The following is a 21,054-nucleotide window of genomic DNA, read 5'->3' as shown; positions in this document are numbered from 1 at the left end:
TGGGACTTTTTTTCTACACAAAAATAGGCTCCATAATATCTATAGGGGATTTACCCACTACAAATATTATAGAGCCAAAAACTCTAACTATCAATGAACTGATAGCTAGAGTTTTTTACATTGTAGATATTAGACTCAATGAAAATCAAAAAGCAAACTAGGAAGCTAGCCGCAGGTTGCTCAAAACAGTATTTTGAGGTTGTAGATAAGACTGACGAAGTCAATCACACATATACGGTAAGGAGACGCTGACGTGGTTTGAAGAGATTTTCGAAGAGTATTAGACTATAGTAGATTGAAACTAGAGTAATTCGCCGCGACTTCTAAACCTTTTCTAGAAATGAATTTGACTTTCCTAATAAAGTTGTTCAGATTTTATTTCATCTCACTATAATTCAATGATTTCTAAGAATTCTATTTCTTTCGAAAACTCTTTCAAAGTTTTTCCAAATCAATCCAACAAAAAAAGGTTTATAATTTCCATAAAAGTTGACATGGAAATTATAAAACCATTATTAGTTTAACCCTTGTTGGTAACGCGCCAATTCGGCTTGGTTAGCCCAAACATAGTGACCTGGACGGATTTCTACCATAGATGGCTTATCAGTCTCATAGTCGTGTTGATCTGGATCATATACTTTCAAGACCTTCTTACGTTCCAAGATTGGGTCTGGGATTGGTACCGCTGAAAGCAAGGCTTGAGTATATGGATGAATTGGATTGTTAAACAATTCTTCTGTTTCTGCAACCTCTACAATAACACCCTTGTAAATAACCGCGATACGATCTGAAATAAAACGAACGACAGACAAGTCATGGGCGATAAAGAGATAGGTCAAGCCAAGTTCTTTTTGGAATTTTTTGAGCAAGTTCAAGACTTGGGCACGCACAGAAACGTCCAAGGCTGAAATGGGCTCATCCGCAATAACAAAGTCTGGTTGCATGACCAAGGCACGGGCAATACCGATACGTTGACGTTGACCACCTGAGAATTCATGAGGGTAACGAGTCAAGTGCTCAGCAAGAAGACCTACTTCACGGATAATATTTTGAACTTTCTCTTTACGTTCTTCTTCATCCTTGAACAGATGATGATTGTAAAGACCTTCAGAAATAATATAATCAACAGTCGCACGTTCATTCAAACTTGCGGCAGGGTCTTGGAAAATCATCTGGATACGACGAATCAATTCCGCAGCTTGTTCACGCGATTTCTTACCATTAATCTTTTGACCATCAAAAATGATATCACCATTACTTGTATCATTTAGACCGATTATCGCACGACCAATAGTTGTTTTCCCACTACCTGACTCACCTACAAGCGAGAACGTTTCTCCCTTGTTGATAAAGAAGTTAGCATTTTTAACTGCGACAAACTTCTTACTTCCTTCACCGAAGGAAATTTCTAAATCTTTGATTTCTACTAATTTTTCAGACATTTCCTTCCTCCTAGTCAGCCAGATGGGCAAATCCCATTTTTTCACGGATCTTATCATGGAGATTTGCAATCACAGCTGGTTTTTCTACTTTTGGAGCATCCTCATGAAGTAGCCAAGTTTTAGCCCAATGTGTCTCTGATACTGAGAATTGAGGAGCTTTTTGTTCGAAGTCAATCTGCATTGCATAGTCAGAACGCAAGGCAAAGGCATCCCCTTTCAGGTCAGTATAAAGTGACGGAGGTGTTCCTGGGATTGAGTAAAGATCCCCTTTATCATCAGCAAGCTGAGGCAAGCTAGACAAGAGACTCCATGTATATGGATGGCGAGGGTCATAGAAGACTTCCTCAACAGTTCCATACTCAACGATTTCTCCTGCATACATAACCGCTACCTTATCTGCAATACTTGCCACCACACCAAGGTCGTGGGTGATAAAGATTGTTGTGAAATGGTACTCGTTTTGTAAAGATTTCAACAAATCAATAATCTGAGCTTGGATGGTCACATCCAAGGCAGTCGTTGGCTCATCACAAATCAAGACATCAGGTCGGCAGGCAAGAGCAATCGCAATAACGATACGTTGACGCATTCCTCCAGAATATTGGAATGGGTATTCATCAAAACGTCTATCTGCATCTGGAATCCCAACCTTATTCATGTAGTCAATGGCCAATTCTTTCGCTTCTTTAGCTGTTTTTCCTTGGTGTTTTACAATAACTTCTGTAATCTGACTACCAATTGTTTTAATTGGGTCCAAACTAGTCATTGGATCTTGGAAGATAGTCGCAATCTTAGCGCCACGAATTTGTTCCCAATCCTTGTGAGAAGATAAAGCTGTCAAATCTTGACCACGGTAGTCAATACTACCTTGGGCAATGCGACCGTTTTCTTCAAGCATACCTGTGAATGTCTTTGTCAAAACAGATTTCCCTGATCCTGACTCACCTACCAAGGCTAATACTTCTCCTTCAACTAGTTCAAGGGAAACGCCGCGAATGGCTGTCAATACTTTGTCACGAACGTCAAATTCCACGACAATATCGCGAGCAGTCAAAATTACATTTTTTTCTTTTGTCATTTCTACTCCTATCTATGTGTACGTGGATCACTAGCATCCGCTAAGTTTTGACCAACTACGAAAAGGGATAAGGATACCAAGACAAGAGTTGTCAATGGAATCCAGAACAAGTAAGCATTGGTTGTTACGTTTTGTGAATAATCCGAAATCAAACGACCCAAACTTGGCACGGTAATTGGTAATCCAAGACCGAAGAATGACAAGAAGGCTTCGTATGAGATAAAGCTTGGAAGCATTTGAGTCATGGTTGTCACAATAACAGATACCAATTGAGGCATGATATTTTTGGCAACAATCTTCAAGGTTGGTGTTCCCAGAGTACGTGACGCCAAGTTGTATTCCAAGTCACGATAACGCAAGATTTGCACACGGATCATGAAGGCAATCCCAATCCATGTCGTCACACTCATGGCAAAAATCAGATTCCAGAATCCAGCTCCGATTGAGTAAGTCAAGACAATGACAATCAAAAGAGATGGGATGTTTGAGATGACGTTATAAACTTCCATCATCACACGGTCAACTGATTTTGAAATTCCCCAAATACCACCGACAAAAACACCGATAACCAAGTTAATCACTGTCGCAATCACAGAAATGAGGATAGAGTTACGAGCTCCGAACCAGACACCGTCAAAGAGAGATTTACCGTTACTGTCTGTACCGAACCAATGCTCAGCATTTGGCTTGATATAACGAGCGCTAAAGTCGTTTACCTTGCTGACATCATTGAAATCAAACTTAGAAAACATTGGGTAGATGAAACTCATCAAAATGATAGCTACCAAGATTCCCAACATGACTACAGTTGATTTCTTCTTCATAAATTGTCTAAACACTGAACCCCAGTATGAATAAGCTGGCGCATCAATAGCTTCAGAGGCAAAATCGTCACGTTTTACAAACTGAAATTTTTCTTTATCGATTGTAGACATTATTTGCCTCCTTTCTCAGTCAATTTAATACGTGGGTCAATAATAGTCATCCAAATATCTCCCAAAAGAAGTGAGAAGATAGAAATACATGTAAAGATGAAGACAAGACCAACGACCATAGAGTTATTAGATGCTTTTACAGAGTCAATCAACATTTTACCCATACCTGGGAAGGCGAAGACTGTTTCAGTAAGGGTTGCACCACCAATAACCCCGATAACGGCACCAGGAATTCCTGAAACCAGCGGAACCATGGCATTTTTAAAGATGTGTTTGTTTGAAATTTCTTTTTCAGACAAACCTTTGGCACGAGCAAAACGAACAAAGTCCTGTGATTGCAAGTCAATCATGTAACGACGAATCCAAATGGCTGTACCAGGAGCCCCCAACAAACCAAGGATAACTGCTGGTAAAACATACGAACGCCAATCTCCAGCACCCAAAATAGGGAATGAATCTGGAAGACCAATTGATGATCCAATCAAACGAACAATGTAAACCAAGGCAATGGTTGGAAGGGCCATCAAGAAGGTCAAAAACCCTGTTGAGAAGCTATCAATCCAAGTATTCTTGAAGCGAGCCATAGCTGAACCAAGTGGCACGGCAATCGCATAAGAAATCACCAAACCAATCAATCCAATGACTGCAGAGCTAGCAATCATAGAAGGATATTGGTAATTGCTTTCCGTAGCTGTATAAGGGTCATCTTTTCCGTAGTTGGCTACTTCACGAGAGTCAGCCTGACTAGGCGATTTGTAGGTTCTTGAGTAAATATTTACAGAAGAAGTTTTCTTACCTGTTGGGAACTGAACTTGAGATGTTTTTGTTTGTCCTTGTCCTTGAGTAATAACCTGTAAAACAGGGCTATTAGCATAGGTTGGATAAGAGTCACCTAAATTGATGTTCACAAAGTTTTGATGCACAAATGGGAACTGACCGTTGAAGTACAAGAGATATTTATGTTTCGTTCCTGAACCGACCAATGACCATCCGATAGCTGGATCATTTTCAAAACGAAGGTAACGTTTCAAGTCTGGATTTTCAGGGTCTTGAATTTTATTAGTATGATCAATGTCAATCAAGTTAGCATAGAATTTGAAAACACGTTCAAAAATTGGGATTTCACGAGTAGCGTAGAATTGGCCACTTTCAGTAAATTCTCCCAGGGTCCAACCATGACCGATTTGTTTGATGTATTTTTCATAGATAGCCTTGTTAGTATCATTAGCTTCAACTGTTACAGAAGCATCCATCTGGCTAGCTTTTTCTTGCAACTCTTTGGTATCGTAGTACTCGATATAGCCCATACGCTCATAAACAGTATTCTCATAGTTATCACGTTTATCAGCAGTTGTCGCAATCTTGTTATAGTTGGTATCCTGTTTGAAAATCAATTTTCGAGGAACCATTGTATAGATAATCGTGTAAGTCAAGGTTGTTACTAAGAAGATAGAAACCAATGACCGCAAAACACGCATAAAAATATATTTTTTCATATCATTTCCTTTAAAAATCCCAAAAGAACCTTCTCCTCATGGAGAGAAAGTTCTATTGAAAATTATTTACTTCACATGACTTGCCAATTCTTTTTGAGCTTTCTCGTTTGACTCAGTCTTTTCTTTCAACCATTTTTCACGAGCTTTTTCATACTCTTCTTTGGTGATTGCTTTTTCACCAACTTCAGTGTACTTCAAGTATCCTGAATTTTCACCTTTAAGGCCTGCTACTGAATATGAAGAGCTAAATGGTAGAACTTTTGAAACATATGAAACGGCTGTTTCTTTAGGAGAAGCCATTACTGGAATTGTCAAAGCATTATCAGTCAACCAAGCTTGTGCCACCGCGTATTTTTCATAACGTTTTTGAACATCTTGGTTTTCGCTGTTTGCGTCATCAAGTAATTTTCCATAGTCAGCTAAACCAAGTTTGCTTACTACTGATGCATCTGTGTTTTGGTCAATACCAAGGTAAAGACGAGTGCTTCCTCCCTTAAGGACGAATTGATCCAAGAAAGTAGAAGGATCTTGATAGTCAGGGTTCCATCCTAGCAAGGTATGGATATCCCAGTCTTGCTCTTTAGCTGTTGGAGCGCTAAATGAAATTGGTAAAGCTTCTGCTTGAGTCATTTGTTGTAAGTCTACAACAACATTATCTGAACCCAATACTTTTTCAATTGATTGTTTCAATGATTGAACACGGTTTACAACCGCTGTTGATTCTTGGATAACCAAGGCATCCAAGTGGATTGGGAATTCAACACCTTCAGCTTGTAGACTTGATTTTGCTTTAGCAAAGACTTCTTTAGCTTTTTCTTCATTGTAAAGGCCATTTTGAGAATCTGCTAGAGATACGTTTGACCAAGTAGAAGAATTTGTCTTAGCCAAGCTATCTTGTACCAATTCACCAAATGTTTTCTTACCAACTTGAAGATTATAAGGTGCAAACGTATTACGGATGGCTACTGCAGCTCCATCAGTACCATTTGTTTGAGCTGAGTAAGAATTGCGATCGACAGCAAAGTTCAAGGCTTGACGGAATTCCTTGTTTAGCAATGCTTTCTGAGTAGATGTCTTTTGGGTATCACTTGTTTTGGCAGTGTGGTTATAGGTTGTACGGCCATAATTCAAGCTGACAGTTGCAACACCCGCTCCTGGTTCATTAAAGTAAATGTTATCTTTAAAGTCAGCTGCATATTTTTCATATGTAGAACTTGTAGGGAAGATACGAGCCTTGCTATATTGACCATCAGCAAAACCTTTAGCAATCACATCTTGGTCCTTACCATCCCAGAAAGTGAACTTAACGTTCTCAATTTTTACATTTTCTTTGTCCCAGTAAGCATCATTTTTAGCCATCTCGATAGATGATTTTGGAGTTACAGATTTTAAGACAAATGGACCGTTATAAAGAATAGAGTTAGCATCGGTTGGGGCACCAAAACCTTCACCTTTTGAAGTTAAGAATTCTTCATTAACCGGCATCAAAACACCACTAGTGGTCTTATCATTCCAGAAAGTTTCTGGCTGGTTCAAGGTATATTCTAGTGTTTGATCATCAAGTGCTTTTACTCCAACGGTTGAAAAATCGCTTGTTTCACCCTTGATATAGGCTTCTAATCCCTTAATAGAAGAGCTAACGATTGAAAGTCCTTTTGATTTTCCATCTACGGCATGTTTCAAACCAGTAACGAAGTCTTTAGCAGTTACAGGAGCGTATTCTTCTCCCTCTGCTGTAACCCATTTAGCATCCTTACGGATTTTATAGGTATAAGTCAAACCATCTTTTGAAACTGTCCATGATTCAGCAATAGAAGGAACCAAGTTACCATATTTATCATTAGCCAACAAACCATCTACAGCATTTGTTGTGACGAATGATGTTGAATCGATATTGCTGACGATATAATCCAAGGTTTCTGGATCTGTTTGATAAACATATTGGTAATCTTTTGCTAGTTTAGCATTATTCGAACTAGTGTTTGAACACGCAGCTAGAACTCCTGACGCTAATAAGGTAGCCCCCGCTACAGCAAGCACTTGACTTTTTTTCATTTATTTACTCCTCTTATAAATAAAGTATAGGTTATCATCAATTATACCATAGATTTCAAGAAAAGTAAACGAATTTTCAGAATATTTAGGCTTATTGATACAAAAAATCTGAAAAAGCTATTGACTGAAAATCATTTTCAAGGTATAATAATAAACGTTAAGGCGGTATAGCCAAGTGGTAAGGCACGGCTCTGCAAAAGCTTGATCGTCGGTTCAAATCCGTCTACCGCCTTTCAATACCGAATTTATCGGAATTTATCAAGACAAAAAGCCCGTAAAATAGGGCTTTTTTATTTTTATTTCATGATAAAAAAGGATAACTTTAAAAAACTTTTGGGGCGAGTTTGGGGCTGAGTTTTTCGAGGACACAATTTCCTTTTGAAATCAACTGAAAAAAGCTTTGTCACGCCTGGTGACAAAAGCCTCTAGTTTACTCTGTTTCTTCTTCTATTTCAACTTCGGTAATTTGGACTTTTACCTTGGTAACACGTCCATTTTTCACCTTATCATTGGTTAGGATAAGTTGTTTGTTTTGGCTGACTAATTCATAACTGAGTCTCTCAGTCGTTGGAATGGTCCCAACTCCTGTCAAATAATAACCAGCGATGGTATCAACGTCATCACTTTCCAGTTCAACATCAAAGTAGTCATTAAAATCATTGAGATTCATGGTACCTTGAACAATATAAGTATCTTCTCCAATTTTATGAACTTCGATTTCAGCCTTATCTGTTTCGTCATCGATTTCCCCAACGATTTCCTCTAAGAGGTCTTCCAGGGTCACCAAACCAGCCATCCCACCGTATTCATCTAGCAAGATTGCCATTTGTCTTTGAGTATTGCGCAGTTCTTTTAATAAGTCATCCACAAAAATAGTTTCAGGAACAAAAAGTGGATCTTGTAAGATTCTCTTCCAAACAATATTGTCAAAACCGTCCACAAAGCCCGCATTAAGGAGACTCTTGGTGTGAATAATCCCAATCACGTTATCCTTGTCTCCATCATAGACAGGGATACGAGAATAATTTTGTTTTAAAATACTTTGGATGATGGTTTGACTATCATCCTGAATATCGACCATAAAGGCATCCGTTCGAGGAACCATGACTTCTCTGGCCATCAGTTCATCTAGTGAAAAAATCCCTTGTAACATCTCAATTTCGTCAGCATCTAGTGTTTCTTCACTATTTGTCAACATGTACTCAATTTCATCACGGGTCATTTTTTCGTCAGCATCGTCAAAGGTCATCGGAGTCAAGCGACTCAAGAGATTGGTAGATGCAGATAAGAGCCAAACAAAGGGACTAACTAGTTTCCCCAGCCCAATGATAACTGGCGCTGTACGAATCGCCAAGGCATCCTTTAGATTAAGAGCGATTCTCTTAGGGTATAATTCCCCAAAAACGATGGAAATATAAGTCAAAAATGCTAAAGATAGAAAACTTGCAACGGCATAAGCTGTTTCGCCATTTCCAAGCCAAGATGCAATTTCTCGTCCCAGAGTTTCTGCCAAACTCGCCCCTGATAAGATTGTAATCAGGGTAATCCCTACTTGAATGGTTGATAAAAAGTGGTTAGGATTTTCTAGTACCTTCAGCAGACGGATATAGCGTCTATCTCCTTCTTCTGCCTTTTGTTCAACCCGCGCACGATTTAGTGACACCATGGCCATTTCTGTGGCTGAGAAAAAGGCATTTAACACCGTCAAGATAAACAATAAAACAAATTGTAGCAACAAATTCTGACTACTTGGGTCTTCCATAGTTCTTCTCCTAAAATAGTATCTTATCCTCTATTATATCACAAAATCTAGTCCAGTACATATTATTTTTTTCTTAGTACCTATTCTAGCCCTGCTGAAACTAGTAAAAGAAGAACTCCTACATCTACAAGTGACATAGGAGTTTATGTAATCTTTTACTGAGTTACCGTTACTTCTCCAGTTCGGTAATCCAGTTGAAGCCCTTTTTGAACATTGGGAACTAGAACATTAAATTCCAACTCTCCGTCTGAAGACTTGGCTTCAATCTGTGAAGCTGAAGGAACCAAATCTTCGTTTGAAGCATAATAAAGAGTTACACGGTAACGGACACGCTTGTTTTGATCCAAGGCTTTACGCACCAAGCTTTCATAGTAGTTTTGACCAGTCGAATCCTCGGCTTGTGCCTGATTTGCCCAGGCTGTCTGAACAGCAATGTTTTTAGGATTACTTGTTGAGGCATCAAAACCATCCAAGCCACCGATTAAGGCATAGCCTAACAAGTGACCTCTATCGACGGCATGGGTATAAGATCCCTTTAGATTCTTGACCTGATGCCAACCTGGAGGAGTCCAAGAAGTTGAACCATTCCCAGTTTCTTCACGATTCTTGTACTGGCGAGTAGCCTTAGACAAGAGGGCATTTGCTACAGTTGGCACGGTTTCCTTGCCCACTGTCTTTGTTTTATTATCAGCGTAGGGCTTACTTGAAACCTTGGCATCTAGGTTTGTTTTATTACCATTGATGATAAAAGCACCTGAGCCATTCCACTCAATACTCCCTTTTATTTGGCTTTTGACTGTGTCTGTTAAGACACTTTCTGCCAATTCTTGACTAGGAGCTTCAGAAACTTGTTTTTTCTGACTAACCTTGATTTTGGGACTATTAGGTGTCGACTGCATCTGCTTGATATAATAGCTTCCCGCAGATAAGAGTAATAACACTAGCAGTCCGATCAGTGTCTGTCTTGTTTTTTTATCCATTTTTCTCCTTATCTCTAGAAAAAGACTGGTTCTCCAGCCTAATTTCCTGTAAATTTATGAATCAATTCCTGCCATTTTGCCGGAGACAGGATAGCCCATGGATCTTGACCCTTGCCCAAAATTCCATAACCTACCATTAAGCCGATTCCTAGGGCTAGAGCACCTAAAAATAGTACCAAAATGACTAAAAGTAAACGCTTGATTACATAGCTTGATTTCTTACTCATCTTCATCGCTTGCCTCAATCCGCTGAATCTTAGCACCTAGCTGCGCCAACTTCTCATGGAATCGGTAATAACCTCTATCCAAGTGAACCAATTTACCGACCACGGTTTCTCCCTGTGCTACCAAACCTATCAAAATCAAGGCTGCACTGGCACGAAGGTCAGTTGAAAGAACTTCTGCTCCCTGCAAAGGTTGTCCACCAACAATACGAGCCGTATCACGGATAATCTCAGAATGCAATCCCATACGTCTCATTTCTTCTAGGTGTTGGAAACGATTTTCAAAAACTGTCTCCACCATGGTTGATTCCCCGTTTGCGATGGTCATCAAGGCTGTAAATTGAGCCTGCATATCTGTTGGAAATCCTGGGTGGGGCAAGGTTTTTACATGGACAGCTTTTAGCTTTTCTAGTTGAGAACGAACTCGAATTCCTTCAGTCTCCTCTGTCACTTCCACTCCCATTTCAAGTAATTTGGCAATCAAGGGACGATTGTGCTCCCAGACAGCGTCTTTAATCAAGACATCACCACCAGTCATGGCAGCAGCTACCATAAAGGTTCCTGCTTCGATACGGTCTTGGACTACATTGTGAGTTGTACCATGAAGTTTCTCAACACCCGTAATGGTAATAGTCTCTGTACCAGCACCTTTGACCTTGGCTCCCATTTCATTGAGGAGAATGGCGAGGTCAACAATCTCAGGCTCACGCGCAGCATTTTCAATCACTGTCACCCCATCAGCTAGAGTTGCTGCCATCATCAAGTTCTGCGTAGCGCCAACACTCGGGAAGTCCATGTAGATATGAGCACCCTGCAAGCGGTCAGCCTTGGCTTCGATATAACCAGCAGTCTGACTAATCTTAGCCCCCATAGCTTCCAGGCCTTTCAAATGAAGGTCAATAGGACGGCTACCAATTGTACAACCGCCTGGCATGGATACCTTGGCATGACCTACACGAGCAAGAATCGGTCCCAAGACAACAATAGATGCGCGCATCTTGCTGACATACTTGTAAGGAGCTTCCTCAGTGATATCGCCAGTCGCATCCACCTCGACAAGGTGAGCTTCCTCATCAAAATTGACTTTGGCATTTAAACCACGAACCACCTGATTCATGGTGAAAACATCTGACAAGATAGGAACGTTCTGCAAGACGGTCTTTCCTTCACTTGCTAGAATAGTCGCTGCCAACAAGGGCAAGACTGCATTCTTTGCTCCTTCGATCGTAACACTTCCTACCAGACGATTATCGCCACCTTGAACCACAATTTTTTCCATACTTATTTCCTTTACTCTTGATTTTATAATAATCCTCTAAGCACTTCTTGCCACAACTGATATAGGCTGATGAAGAAAGAACTCATGATGTAGCCCATTACAATGCTGAAAAAGGCTACTAGTAAACGAACTTTTCCTGTGTTCTCAGCTGTTACTTTTAAGACTTTTTCCCATCTAACAAGATTCTTTAAAAGGTAAAAACTCACATAAATAAAGAGCATGTGACTGCTTAGAGTGAATAATAATTGAACCATTTGACTATTATACCATCTTCTCTGTTTGTGCGCTAGTTTGGAAACTTCACTTAAAATCTAAGGATTGTTTTTCAAGTAATCAATTGCATCTTGTAGGGTTTTAACTGGCACGATTTTCATATCTGTCTTGATTGTTTTAGCAGCTTCTAGGGCTGTTTGGTAGTTGTTTTTAACATCAGGATGTGCCTTTTGTTCTTCTTCGCTAACAGGGTTATCAGGAGCAAAGAAAATAGCAGCACCTTCTCTAGCAGAAGCTACAACTTTCTTATCAATACCTCCAATGTCCCCCACATTGCCATCGCGGTCAATGGTACCTGTACCGGCAACAATACGGCCATTACGAAGACCTGGGTCAGCTATTTGGGTATAGATAGCTAGACTAAACATAAGGCCTGCACTTGGACCGCCAATACCAGCTGTAGAAAAGCGAATTGGGACATCACTGGTTACTTCTGTACGGTCAATCAAGCCGATTCCAATTCCATTTTTGCCATTTTCTAGCGTAATGATTTTTCCTTCTGCAGACTTGGTTTGCCCATCTTCTTCATAGGTGACCTTGACAGAATCCCCTAATTTTTGAGAATTGACGTAATCAATCAAGTCTTTGGAACTATCAAAGGTCTGATCATTGACTGCTGTGACCGTATCAGAAATGTTGAGAATCCCTTTAAAGGTCGAATTATCCGTCACAGTCAAGACATAAACCCCAAGATATTTGAGTTCAATATCCTTACCAGCTGTTTTTAACCCTTGATACTTGGCCATATTTTGCGATGTTTGCATGTAGAATTGATTGATCCGCATAAATTCAACATCGGAAGAACCACCTGTAGTCTCCTGAGCACTACGAATATCTGTAAAAGGCGTCAACCATGCATAAATCATATGAGCTAAAGTGGCATGCTGGACACCAACCGTAACGAATTGATAGGCACCAGCTTCCTTATCTTCTGTGTCATTTACTTTAAGGACTTGGCGAATATCTTCTGAACCGCCTGGAACCTCTATATAATAGGGCAAGGGCACTACAAACGCCAAGAAAGTCACAATCAAGGCCGCAATGACGTATAAGGGCCATCTAATCTTTTTTTTCATTTCTTATTTCCTCCAAAATACTATCAGGAACATAGCCGGCAATATCCTGACCAAACTTCAAAAGTTCTCTAACACCTGATGAACTGAGATAGAGATGTTCAGGTCGACTATGTAAATAAATGGTCTCTATATCAGGAGACAGTTGATGGTTGTAGTAATCAAAACTGGCTTCATATTGCAAATCCGACGCATTTCTCAAGCCTCGCACTAGACAAGTAGCCCCCAGTCTTTTTGCAACATCAACCACCAATTCATCATGAGAAGACACAACTTCAACATTTTCCAAATGTTTCACAGCCTTTTCTAACCCCCGTTTACGATTTTCAAGAGGGAGAAATCCCTGTTTGTGGGGATTGAAAAAAATTCCGACATAGAGCTTATCAAAAAGTCTGCTCGTCCGTTCAATGATATCCAGATGCCCATTTGTCATCGGATCAAACGAGCCTGTGAATAAGCCAATCTTATCTGACATAAACTGTTACCTTACTAATTCCATAAATCTTTTCCTTCCAGATACCCAGGCAGGCAATTTCTTCTGGAAGTTCAACGGCCTTATCCGTCTCACACACGACCATGACATCTTCAGAAAAAAGGTCTCTCTCAGCCATTTTTTCAATATCTGCTACGATTTGTTCCTTGGCATAAGGAGGGTCTAAGAAAATGAGATTAAATTTCCCAGATACCTGTTCCAATGCCCTTTCTGCATCCATCTTGAGTAGTTGAAATTTTCCAACTTCCTTGGTCATCTGAATATTTTCAGCCACGATAGCCTGAGCCTTACGGTCTCGCTCCACCAAAACAGCACTGGACATGCCACGTGAGACTGCCTCGATAGATAAACCACCACTACCTGCATAAAGGTCCAAGACTCGTCCCCCTTCAAAGTAGGGACCAATCATGTTAAAAATGGCGCCCCTAACCTTATCCGAAGTAGGTCTTGTCGTCTTGCCTTCTAGTGTCTTGAGGGGACGTCCCCCATAGATTCCTGATACGATTTTCATACCGTTTATTATACCAAATTATGGGCAAAAAGAGAAAGAAAACCGAACCTTGCGGTTCGATTCTCTACAAAATATTTTCGTAAGTATCGCGGACTTCTTGAGGCCAAACACTTGTTTGCACTTCCCCAATATGTTTCTTGCGAAGTAGGAACATGGCCATCCGAGATTGTCCAATTCCTCCACCGATTGTCAATGGGAATAGGCCATTCAACAAAGCCTTGTGCCATTCCAATTCCAAGCGGTCTTCATCACCTGTGATGGCAACCTGACGGCGAAGCGTTTCTTCATCTACACGGATTCCCATAGAAGACAACTCAAAGGCTCCACCTAGAGATTCATTCCAGACAAGAATATCACCATTTAGACCCTTGTAGCCATTTTCAGATTCGCTTGTCCAGTCATCATAGTCTGGTGCACGTCCATCGTGCGGTTTACCGTCTGGTAATTCACCACCGATACCAATCAAGAAGACAGCACCAAATTCTTTACAGATAGCATTTTCACGTTCTTTCGGTGTCAAGTCTGGGTAGCGTTCTACCAACTCTTCTGTATGGATGAAAGTGATTTGTTTTGGCAAGACAGACTCGATGTCATAGCGAGCTTCTACTGCTAGCTCAGTCAATCGAATAGCCTTGTAAATCTTTTCAACTGTTTCTTTTAGATAAGCGATGTTACGTTTACCATTTGGAATGACTTTTTCCCAGTCCCACTGGTCAACATAAACAGAGTGGGTCGCATCCAACGAATCTTCGTCTGGACGAAGGGCCTTCATGTGGACGAAGAGACCTTCACCCTCACCGAAACCAAAACGAGCCAAAGTATGGCGTTTCCATTTGGCAAGTGAATGCACCACTTCATAGGTTTCATCAGGAATCTGCAAAACCTTGACAGATACTGGATTTTCCACACCAGACAGGTTATCCTGCATCCCGTCACCGACCTTGCTCAAGATAGGACCTTGAACTTCGACAACTTCTAGCTTATCTTTCAAATACTGGGTAAAAGTGTTTTTGACAAAGGAAATTTCTTCTTGTTGATGGATAAAACTTTTCTTCATAGGCTACTCCTCAAAAATTAATTAAAAGCATTATACACCTATTTCCAAGAAAAGAAAAGAGAAAATTTAAAAAAATCAGTGCTCCTTCGAACACTGATTTCATGGACCTTTAGTCATTGCGACCAAAGATACGTAGAATACTGAGGAAAAGATTGATAAAATCAAGATAGATACTGAGTGCCATTGAGATGATCCAACCTGTCGCTACTTGTCCTCGTGACTGCTCATAAACATAGCGAATCTTTTGATTATCCCAAGCAATCAAACCAGAGAAAACCAAGACCATGGCAATACTAATCATGTAGTCAAAGAAGCTATTGGCTAAAAATAGATTCACAACCATGGCAATGATGAGACCAACAAGCGCCGCCATCAAAGCTCGTCCCATTCCACTCAAATCCTTCTTGGTGAAAATCCCGATTGCCGCCATGACAAAGAAGAGAAGAGCGCTGGATACAAAGGCTGACAAAACTGTTCCCGGTGTATAGAAGGCTACGACAAAGCTAAGGGTGAAGCCATTCAGTAGGGAGTATACTAGAAATACTGGCAGAGCTGCTGGGCTATTTTTTGCAGCCATGCTACTTGCAACAAATACCAGAGCAAGTTCTGCAAAAGTTGCAACCATCAACCAGAGACGGCCATGCATTAAAAAGTAAGTCAATTGAGCCTGAAAGACTGTCAACATCAAAGCTGACACCAGAGCTGATAGTCCAATTCCAATCCCTACAAAGGCATAAACCTTAGCGTAAAATTGATTGAGACCTGAACGTTCTTGAATAATTGTTTGATTCATTCTGATTCTCCTTTTTCTATAACTATATCTTGATTATAACAAAGTTTTTTTAAATTAGCTGAAATAAAACATCAAAATGCCTGCGGCAACTGCCACATTGAGACTCTCCGCCCTACCTTTCATACCAATATGAACCAGCTGATTGGCACTTTCAGCCATGATAGGACTAATCCCTTGCCCTTCATTTCCCATGACTAAAGCAAAATTTTCTAGGGGAGAAAGCTCACGATAATCCTTGGAATCTCTCGATAAGGTCGTTGCCAGAATGGGCAAATTGCTCTTCTTTGCCTCTTCTATAAAGGTAGCAACAGGCATACGATAGATGGGCAAATGAAAATGGCTTCCTTGCATGGAACGCAGAGTCTTGAGACTGTAAATATCCGCTGACTTGTCTGAAACAATGACCCCTGTCAAACCTGCCGCGTCCGCAGTCCGAATCATGGTACCTACATTACCAGGATCTTGGACATCTTCTAAAAATAGAAACTTACCCTGACTAAAATCAGGCGGTCCCACTTCTTCTTTTTGAATAACTGCGACAATGCCTTGAGGTGTTTGCGTATCTGCCAAATCCCGCAAAATCTCCTCTGAAACCCAGACTGTTTGAGGAAAAGCAGCTAACTGATTTCGGTAACTTTCCAGAGCAAAGATCTTCTCAATCGTCACTCCAGCTTGAACAGCTTCTTCGAATAAGTGCCAACCTTCAATCAAATAGGCAGACTTTCGATATTTTTTTTGATGCAATTTCTTGGCATTTTTTACCACTGAATTGGCTTTTGAGGTTATAATAGTCATAGAAACATTATAACACAATCAAAGGGGTTTGGTATGCAAAAGGTTAGAATGATCGCCCAAGGTAGGGTGCAGGGAGTCGGCTTTCGTTGGGGTGTTTACAGCTTGGCACTTGAAATTGGTGGCATCACAGGTCGAGTCTGGAATAATGACGACGGCACAGTGGAAATTTTAGCCCAAGCAGACTCATCTACTATCATGGCAAAATTTATCCAAGAAATCCGAAAAGGACCCACACCTTTTTCAAAAGTCAGCTACTTAGATGTCAAACTAAGTAACTTTCCTCCTTACCCTGACTTTAAAATCGCAAATTAGGTCTCTAGAACTATTGTATATTTTGTAAAAAAACAGTAGAATAGAAAGGTATAATTTTTAAAGAAGGAATAAAAACAGTGAAATCTATTAAACGTTTTGCACTCTCAGCTATGGGAGTGGCTATGTTGCTAGTCTTGACTGGCTGTGTTAGAGTCGATAAAGCCACAGGAAAGCCAATAGGATTTATTTGGAATACTATCGGAGCGCCTATGGCTGAAGCTATCAAGTACTTCGCTACTGATCAAGGTCTAGGCTTTGGTGTCGCTATCATCATCGTAACCATTATCGTGCGCTTGATTATCTTGCCACTTGGTATCTACCAATCATGGAAGGCAACGCTTCACTCTGAAAAGATGAACGCCCTCAAGCACGTCCTTGAGCCACACCAAACACGTCTCAAGGAAGCGACTACTCAAGAAGAAAAACTCGAAGCCCAACAAGCTCTCTTTGCCGCTCAAAAAGAACACGGCATCAGCATGTTTGGTGGTGTAGGATGTTTCCCTATCCTCCTTCAAATGCCTTTCTTCTCAGCTATCTACTTTGCTGCCCAACATACTGAAGGGGTTGCTCAAGCAAGCTACCTAGGCATTCCTCTAGGTTCTCCAAGTATGATTTTGGTTGCCTGCGCAGGTGTCCTTTACTATCTTCAATCGCTCCTTTCACTTCACGGAGTAGAAGACGAAACGCAAAGAGAACAAATCAAGAAAATGGCTTACGTGAGCCCAATCACGATTGTTGTCTTCTCCCTCATTTCACCAGCCAGTGTCACACTTTACTGGGTTGTCGGTGGTTTCATGATGATTCTCCAACAGTTTATCGTCAACTATATCGTTCGTCCAAAACTTCGCAAAAAAGTCCGTGAAGAACTGGCAAAGAACCCACCAAAAGCAAGTACTTTCTCTACACCAAGTGGACGAAAAGACGTTACCCCTGGACAACCAACTGCTATCACAAGCAAGAAAAAACATAAAAATCGCAACGCTGGAAAACAACGTTCGAGATAAGGCTACGTAAATTATCCAATAATTAAAAAAACGAATGAATGATAAATAGTTTTCATCAACTAGATATCATCATTCGTTTTTATTATCTACCGTTACATCTTATACTAATCGAAAACGTTAAATAGTTTAAAAGCTCACATATAAAAAACTATTCAATCATAAATTAACAAGTAAATCACTATGATTTAATACAATTCACAGTTATTAAAACTTCTGCTCCCGCGTCTCTATTTCTAAGCTCAACTCGGCCTTTGTGTAGTTTTGCAACTCTACATACAAAACTAAGTCCAATACCATAATGTTGCTCTTTAACCGATCTAGCTTTATCCATACGATAAAAGAGCTTTCCAAAATTATTTAAAACTTCATCTGGAAATTCCGAGCCATTATTCCATATGCCTATTTTCAATTCCTTCCCCTCTTGCTCTACTCTAATTTTAATTTTAGGATTCTGTTTATCGGCGTATTCCAAAGCATTTGTTAAAATATTTTGTATGGCACGAATCAGAAGAGATGGATTTATATAATAGTTTTCAGTTCCTTTCACATTTTGTTCAAAAGAAAACTTCATCTGATTTTTTATCAAAAAAGAGACTTCTTTCTCTAATTCATTGATAAAATCTGAAGAGGAATACTCCGTCCAACCTGTCTCATCATCATAATAGGTTTTAGAATAGTGAATCAATTGATTGAAATAATCTAGTAACTGTTGACTAGCTCTTTCTATATCTGCTAAGCATTCTTGAGATTGGTCGTTTTCAGTTATCGCCTGCAAAAATTCCACATTTCCCCTAATAATGGTTAAGGGTGTCTTTAAATCATGAGAAGCTGCTGAAACCTGAAACATCAAATCTTCTTTCTGCTGTTTCTCATCAACTATTAATTGTCGAATTCTATCTTGCATCACAACAATCCGATTTCCTGTCTCGCGAAATTCTTTAACCGTTAAACTTTCTGTACATTCCTTCTCCAACCACATACTATTTTCATAAATCAAAGTCATTTCATAACTCAGTTTTTTCAACAATTTTCCAATGTGATAACTTATTAGAATAATCAATAAAACACAAATGTATATCCATGATGACACATTAAAAAAGATTGATAGAACACCACTATTGTTTAAAGGTTTCCCATCTTCATTTATTTGTATAGATACTGAAGCTAAGGGAATAAGATAGGCCATTAGTAAGCCAAGACTAAACTGCCAAATAATTCTCCAACAGGTTTCTCGAATTAATTGTCTAAAACTTTTGATTCTACCCATTGATATCCTCCACCATACAAGGTTTTAATTGGATTTAATTGATAAGGTTTCAGCTTTTGACGAATTTGATAAATATACTCTGAAACCGAACGTAAAAGAGCTTCGGAACTTTGTGGATATAGATAATTATAAATTTCCTCTATAGAGTATATTCTACTTGGGGTGCTTGCTAAAAGATTCACTATATCAAATTCCCTCCTTGTCAAGGCAATCTTATCATCGTTTACAAATAGTTCCTTACTATCCGTATATAGTATAAGCTTCCCAATCTTTATTTGATGAACATTTCCTTTAGTCCGTTCTTCACGACGCAAGTGCATTTTAACACGTGCTAAAAGTTCTTGCATACTAAAGGGCTTCATAATATAATCATCAGCACCTGCATTGATTCCAGCTACTAAGTCTTCATCCATATCCTTGGCAGTTATAAAACAGATAGGAACAGTTATCTGCTCGCGAATCATCTGACAGATTTCTAAACCACTAACAGGCATCATAATATCTAATAGAATCAAGTCAAAGCCTGTAAAATCACAAAGATCAATCTCTTCTATCTTATTTCGTATGACTACTTCATATTTTTCATATTCTAGTACTTTTTTTATTAGGCGAAGAATAGCAAGATCATCATCTACAACCAAAATTTTATAAGCCATAACTCACCCTCCTGAATATATTATAGCACTAACTGAGAAAAAGACAGGATATCCCCTGTCTTTAGCGTACATTTTTTCCTATAAGTATCAATGTAGCAAATAGAAAAACAATTAATAACCAAACTATTTGTATCCCTAAGCCTTGCCACACTGGATAATAAAGAGACAATGGATAGGTATAAAAACAATTCATACTAGCCAGTAATGGTAAATTTCTAAAAAAAGAACTGAATTGTAATAACATTTGTCCCAACCCCAATAAAAGGGATAAACTTATTCCCAAAATTAAGATAAAAGACTGGGAAATAAATACAAAAATACCACTTAAAAGAGAGAAGGTTAGAATAGAAATACAAGCTGGAAATAGAATTGTTAGAACATGTTTAATATTACTCAAAAGATTGATATTGTAGTATCCTTGCGCGATTAGTATGCATAATGATATTACAGCAACCAATAATACAATTTCCATACATAATACAATAGCTAGTTTACAGATTATAAATATCAAACGATTTGGACATGTAAGAAAACTGGTACGAAGGCTAGAACCTGTAAATTCTTGACCTATAAATAGAACAGCTAGACTAATGAAACCCGCCTGTCCTAAATAGAGACTTTGCAGTAGCTGTTCCAAAACAAACTGTAGGGTCAACTGGTCTGGCTTATTATTTAAAAAAATAACTAACGCTGGAACACACAGTAATAGAGCACCTATAATCAACCAGTGCCACGGATTCATAATAAACTTGAGATACTCACTTTTAAGTTGCTCTTTCAACTTATTCACCTCCTCCAATATCTGACTTAAGTAAGCGGTAGATTGCTAAAGCCAAGAATGAGAAGTTCCAACAAAGTAAAAGTAAAATATTTTGTAAACTATTATATTCTAAAATTTGAGGAGATGTAGCAATCAATCCTTGCCCCAATGCAACTGGAAGAAATTTTGCAACCGATATATAGTTTGCTAAGAATGTTCCTAAATTGTAGACTTGAGGAAGCAAAAATAATAGAGGAACAATGGCTGTTTTAAATGTCAAAGCCATAATATAGGCTAGAAGTCCCAACAAAGTCCAAGCTATACTGGCTAAAAATATATAGAACCAAACTGTTCCATTTAGTGAAAAAAGCAATAAGCCATCTTGTCCTAAAACATAATGTGTCATGTTAATCGTAAGGAATATTGATAGAAAGGAAATGAAAAAAGAAAATACAAGCCAAACTAATGTTTTTGAAACTAGGAAAGTACTTCGATTTGTAATAGAGAGGAGACTTGTACGAATAGCAGAGCATTTATACTCCTCGGCTCCGTAAATTGAGCCTAGGATAATCATAATAAAAACACCAAATAAAGTGACATCAAAACCTAAAAATTCAATAGGAGGTATAGCTTCTGCTAATTCTGGATTTGTCTCTGGTGTAGCATGGATACCAACTGAAACAATTTGAGAAGCACCAATATTTGCTAAAAACGTTTGAAATACCAGTATCAAGAATAGTACAACATGAGTAGCTCTCCTATAAAGCAATTTCAATATTTCAGAATGAAGAGAGTAAATAAGTGCCATG

22 protein-coding genes and 1 tRNA gene are annotated in these 21,054 nt (G+C 39.2%); 3 read left to right on the top strand and 20 right to left on the bottom strand.

All coding sequences use genetic code 11. The features are described from left to right. Nucleotides 1–515: 515 nt before the first annotated feature. The 5 genes from QP439_RS05825 to QP439_RS05805 all read right to left on the bottom strand — a co-directional run bounded on the left by QP439_RS05825 (nt 516) and on the right by QP439_RS05805 (nt 7,006). Nucleotides 516–1,442: an ATP-binding cassette domain-containing protein gene (locus QP439_RS05825; protein WP_001291285.1), complete on the bottom strand. Its 927-nt coding sequence runs from the start codon at nt 1,440–1,442 to the stop codon at nt 516–518. A gap of 10 nt (nt 1,443–1,452) precedes the next feature. Further along, nucleotides 1,453–2,520: an ABC transporter ATP-binding protein gene (locus tag QP439_RS05820; RefSeq protein WP_000159550.1), complete on the bottom strand. Its 1,068-nt coding sequence runs from the start codon at nt 2,518–2,520 to the stop codon at nt 1,453–1,455. Nucleotides 2,521–2,528: 8 nt separating this feature from the next. Then, nucleotides 2,529–3,455 carry an oligopeptide ABC transporter permease OppC gene (oppC, locus tag QP439_RS05815; protein WP_000103691.1) on the bottom strand — a complete coding sequence of 309 codons (927 nt, stop codon included), beginning with the start codon at nt 3,453–3,455 and terminating at the stop codon, nt 2,529–2,531. Then, nucleotides 3,455–4,951, bottom strand: a complete 1,497-nt coding sequence (locus tag QP439_RS05810) for an ABC transporter permease (protein WP_254754278.1) — start codon at nt 4,949–4,951, stop codon at nt 3,455–3,457. Before QP439_RS05810 ends, oppC begins: the two co-directional genes overlap by 1 nt. A 66-nt stretch (nt 4,952–5,017) precedes the next feature. Further along, a complete protein-coding gene (locus QP439_RS05805; protein WP_004255889.1) occupies nt 5,018–7,006 on the bottom strand; it encodes a peptide ABC transporter substrate-binding protein in 1,989 nt (662 codons plus the stop codon). Between the two features lie 161 nt (nt 7,007–7,167). On the opposite strand from QP439_RS05805, the gene QP439_RS05800 reads away from it, so the two are divergent. After that, nucleotides 7,168–7,238, top strand: a tRNA-Cys gene (locus QP439_RS05800). A 198-nt stretch (nt 7,239–7,436) separates the two neighbouring features. Here QP439_RS05800 and QP439_RS05795 read toward each other — a convergent pair. The 11 genes from QP439_RS05795 to QP439_RS05745 all read right to left on the bottom strand — a co-directional run bounded on the left by QP439_RS05795 (nt 7,437) and on the right by QP439_RS05745 (nt 16,246). Further along, nucleotides 7,437–8,768 (bottom strand): hemolysin family protein, encoded by a 1,332-nt coding sequence (locus QP439_RS05795; RefSeq protein ID WP_115904627.1) that lies wholly within the window; start codon nt 8,766–8,768, stop codon nt 7,437–7,439. A gap of 155 nt (nt 8,769–8,923) precedes the next feature. Next, nucleotides 8,924–9,748, bottom strand: coding sequence for a DNA-entry nuclease EndA (endA, locus tag QP439_RS05790; RefSeq protein ID WP_285388591.1), 825 nt, complete (start codon nt 9,746–9,748; stop codon nt 8,924–8,926). A 38-nt stretch (nt 9,749–9,786) separates the two neighbouring features. After that, nucleotides 9,787–9,975 carry a DNA-directed RNA polymerase subunit beta gene (locus tag QP439_RS05785; protein WP_025171934.1) on the bottom strand — a complete coding sequence of 63 codons (189 nt, stop codon included), beginning with the start codon at nt 9,973–9,975 and terminating at the stop codon, nt 9,787–9,789. Continuing rightward, the gene (gene murA / locus QP439_RS05780; protein WP_285388588.1) at nt 9,968–11,251 is read right to left on the bottom strand and encodes a UDP-N-acetylglucosamine 1-carboxyvinyltransferase; all 1,284 of its coding nucleotides are present in this window, start codon (nt 11,249–11,251) and stop codon (nt 9,968–9,970) included. Before murA ends, QP439_RS05785 begins: the two co-directional genes overlap by 8 nt. A gap of 23 nt (nt 11,252–11,274) precedes the next feature. Continuing rightward, nucleotides 11,275–11,505, bottom strand: a complete 231-nt coding sequence (locus QP439_RS05775; protein ID WP_285388586.1) for a DUF1146 family protein — start codon at nt 11,503–11,505, stop codon at nt 11,275–11,277. Nucleotides 11,506–11,562: 57 nt separating this feature from the next. After that, a complete protein-coding gene (locus QP439_RS05770; RefSeq protein WP_125430911.1) occupies nt 11,563–12,600 on the bottom strand; it encodes a SepM family pheromone-processing serine protease in 1,038 nt (345 codons plus the stop codon). Further along, nucleotides 12,584–13,072: a pantetheine-phosphate adenylyltransferase gene (gene coaD, locus QP439_RS05765; RefSeq protein ID WP_261017847.1), complete on the bottom strand. Its 489-nt coding sequence runs from the start codon at nt 13,070–13,072 to the stop codon at nt 12,584–12,586. Before coaD ends, QP439_RS05770 begins: the two co-directional genes overlap by 17 nt. Further along, complete coding sequence (rsmD, locus tag QP439_RS05760) at nt 13,062–13,601, bottom strand: 16S rRNA (guanine(966)-N(2))-methyltransferase RsmD (RefSeq protein ID WP_247933550.1); 540 nt, start codon at nt 13,599–13,601, stop codon at nt 13,062–13,064. Before rsmD ends, coaD begins: the two co-directional genes overlap by 11 nt. 64 nt (nt 13,602–13,665) lie before the next feature. Further along, nucleotides 13,666–14,658, bottom strand: coding sequence for an aspartate--ammonia ligase (asnA, locus tag QP439_RS05755; protein WP_033681255.1), 993 nt, complete (start codon nt 14,656–14,658; stop codon nt 13,666–13,668). 109 nt (nt 14,659–14,767) lie between these two features. Further along, the gene (locus tag QP439_RS05750; RefSeq protein ID WP_084861995.1) at nt 14,768–15,451 is read right to left on the bottom strand and encodes a Bax inhibitor-1/YccA family protein; all 684 of its coding nucleotides are present in this window, start codon (nt 15,449–15,451) and stop codon (nt 14,768–14,770) included. Nucleotides 15,452–15,505: 54 nt separating this feature from the next. Then, a complete protein-coding gene (locus tag QP439_RS05745; protein ID WP_084861996.1) occupies nt 15,506–16,246 on the bottom strand; it encodes a TrmH family RNA methyltransferase in 741 nt (246 codons plus the stop codon). A gap of 33 nt (nt 16,247–16,279) precedes the next feature. On the opposite strand from QP439_RS05745, the gene QP439_RS05740 reads away from it, so the two are divergent. Then, nucleotides 16,280–16,558 carry an acylphosphatase gene (locus QP439_RS05740; RefSeq protein ID WP_033681252.1) on the top strand — a complete coding sequence of 93 codons (279 nt, stop codon included), beginning with the start codon at nt 16,280–16,282 and terminating at the stop codon, nt 16,556–16,558. Nucleotides 16,559–16,635: 77 nt separating this feature from the next. Continuing rightward, a complete protein-coding gene (gene yidC / locus QP439_RS05735) occupies nt 16,636–17,562 on the top strand; it encodes a membrane protein insertase YidC (protein WP_020901995.1) in 927 nt (308 codons plus the stop codon). Nucleotides 17,563–17,740: 178 nt separating this feature from the next. Here yidC and QP439_RS05730 read toward each other — a convergent pair whose 3' ends face one another. From QP439_RS05730 to QP439_RS05715, 4 genes are all read right to left on the bottom strand, one after another. Continuing rightward, nucleotides 17,741–18,829 (bottom strand): sensor histidine kinase, encoded by a 1,089-nt coding sequence (locus QP439_RS05730; RefSeq protein WP_285388575.1) that lies wholly within the window; start codon nt 18,827–18,829, stop codon nt 17,741–17,743. Further along, the gene (locus QP439_RS05725; RefSeq protein ID WP_020901993.1) at nt 18,799–19,485 is read right to left on the bottom strand and encodes a response regulator transcription factor; all 687 of its coding nucleotides are present in this window, start codon (nt 19,483–19,485) and stop codon (nt 18,799–18,801) included. Before QP439_RS05725 ends, QP439_RS05730 begins: the two co-directional genes overlap by 31 nt. A gap of 61 nt (nt 19,486–19,546) precedes the next feature. Continuing rightward, nucleotides 19,547–20,266, bottom strand: a complete 720-nt coding sequence (locus tag QP439_RS05720; protein ID WP_020901992.1) for an ABC transporter permease — start codon at nt 20,264–20,266, stop codon at nt 19,547–19,549. A 1-nt stretch (nt 20,267) separates the two neighbouring features. Beyond that, nucleotides 20,268–21,053 carry an ABC transporter permease gene (locus tag QP439_RS05715; RefSeq protein WP_084952997.1) on the bottom strand — a complete coding sequence of 262 codons (786 nt, stop codon included), beginning with the start codon at nt 21,051–21,053 and terminating at the stop codon, nt 20,268–20,270. Between the last annotated feature and the right edge of the window lies 1 nt (nt 21,054).

It is taken from the genome of Streptococcus sp. UMB1203 (assembly GCF_030217725.1).
Taxonomy (GTDB): Bacteria; Bacillota; Bacilli; order Lactobacillales; family Streptococcaceae; genus Streptococcus.
Note: the sequence above shows the minus strand (reverse complement) of the source record. Positions and strands in the feature narration are given on the sequence as shown.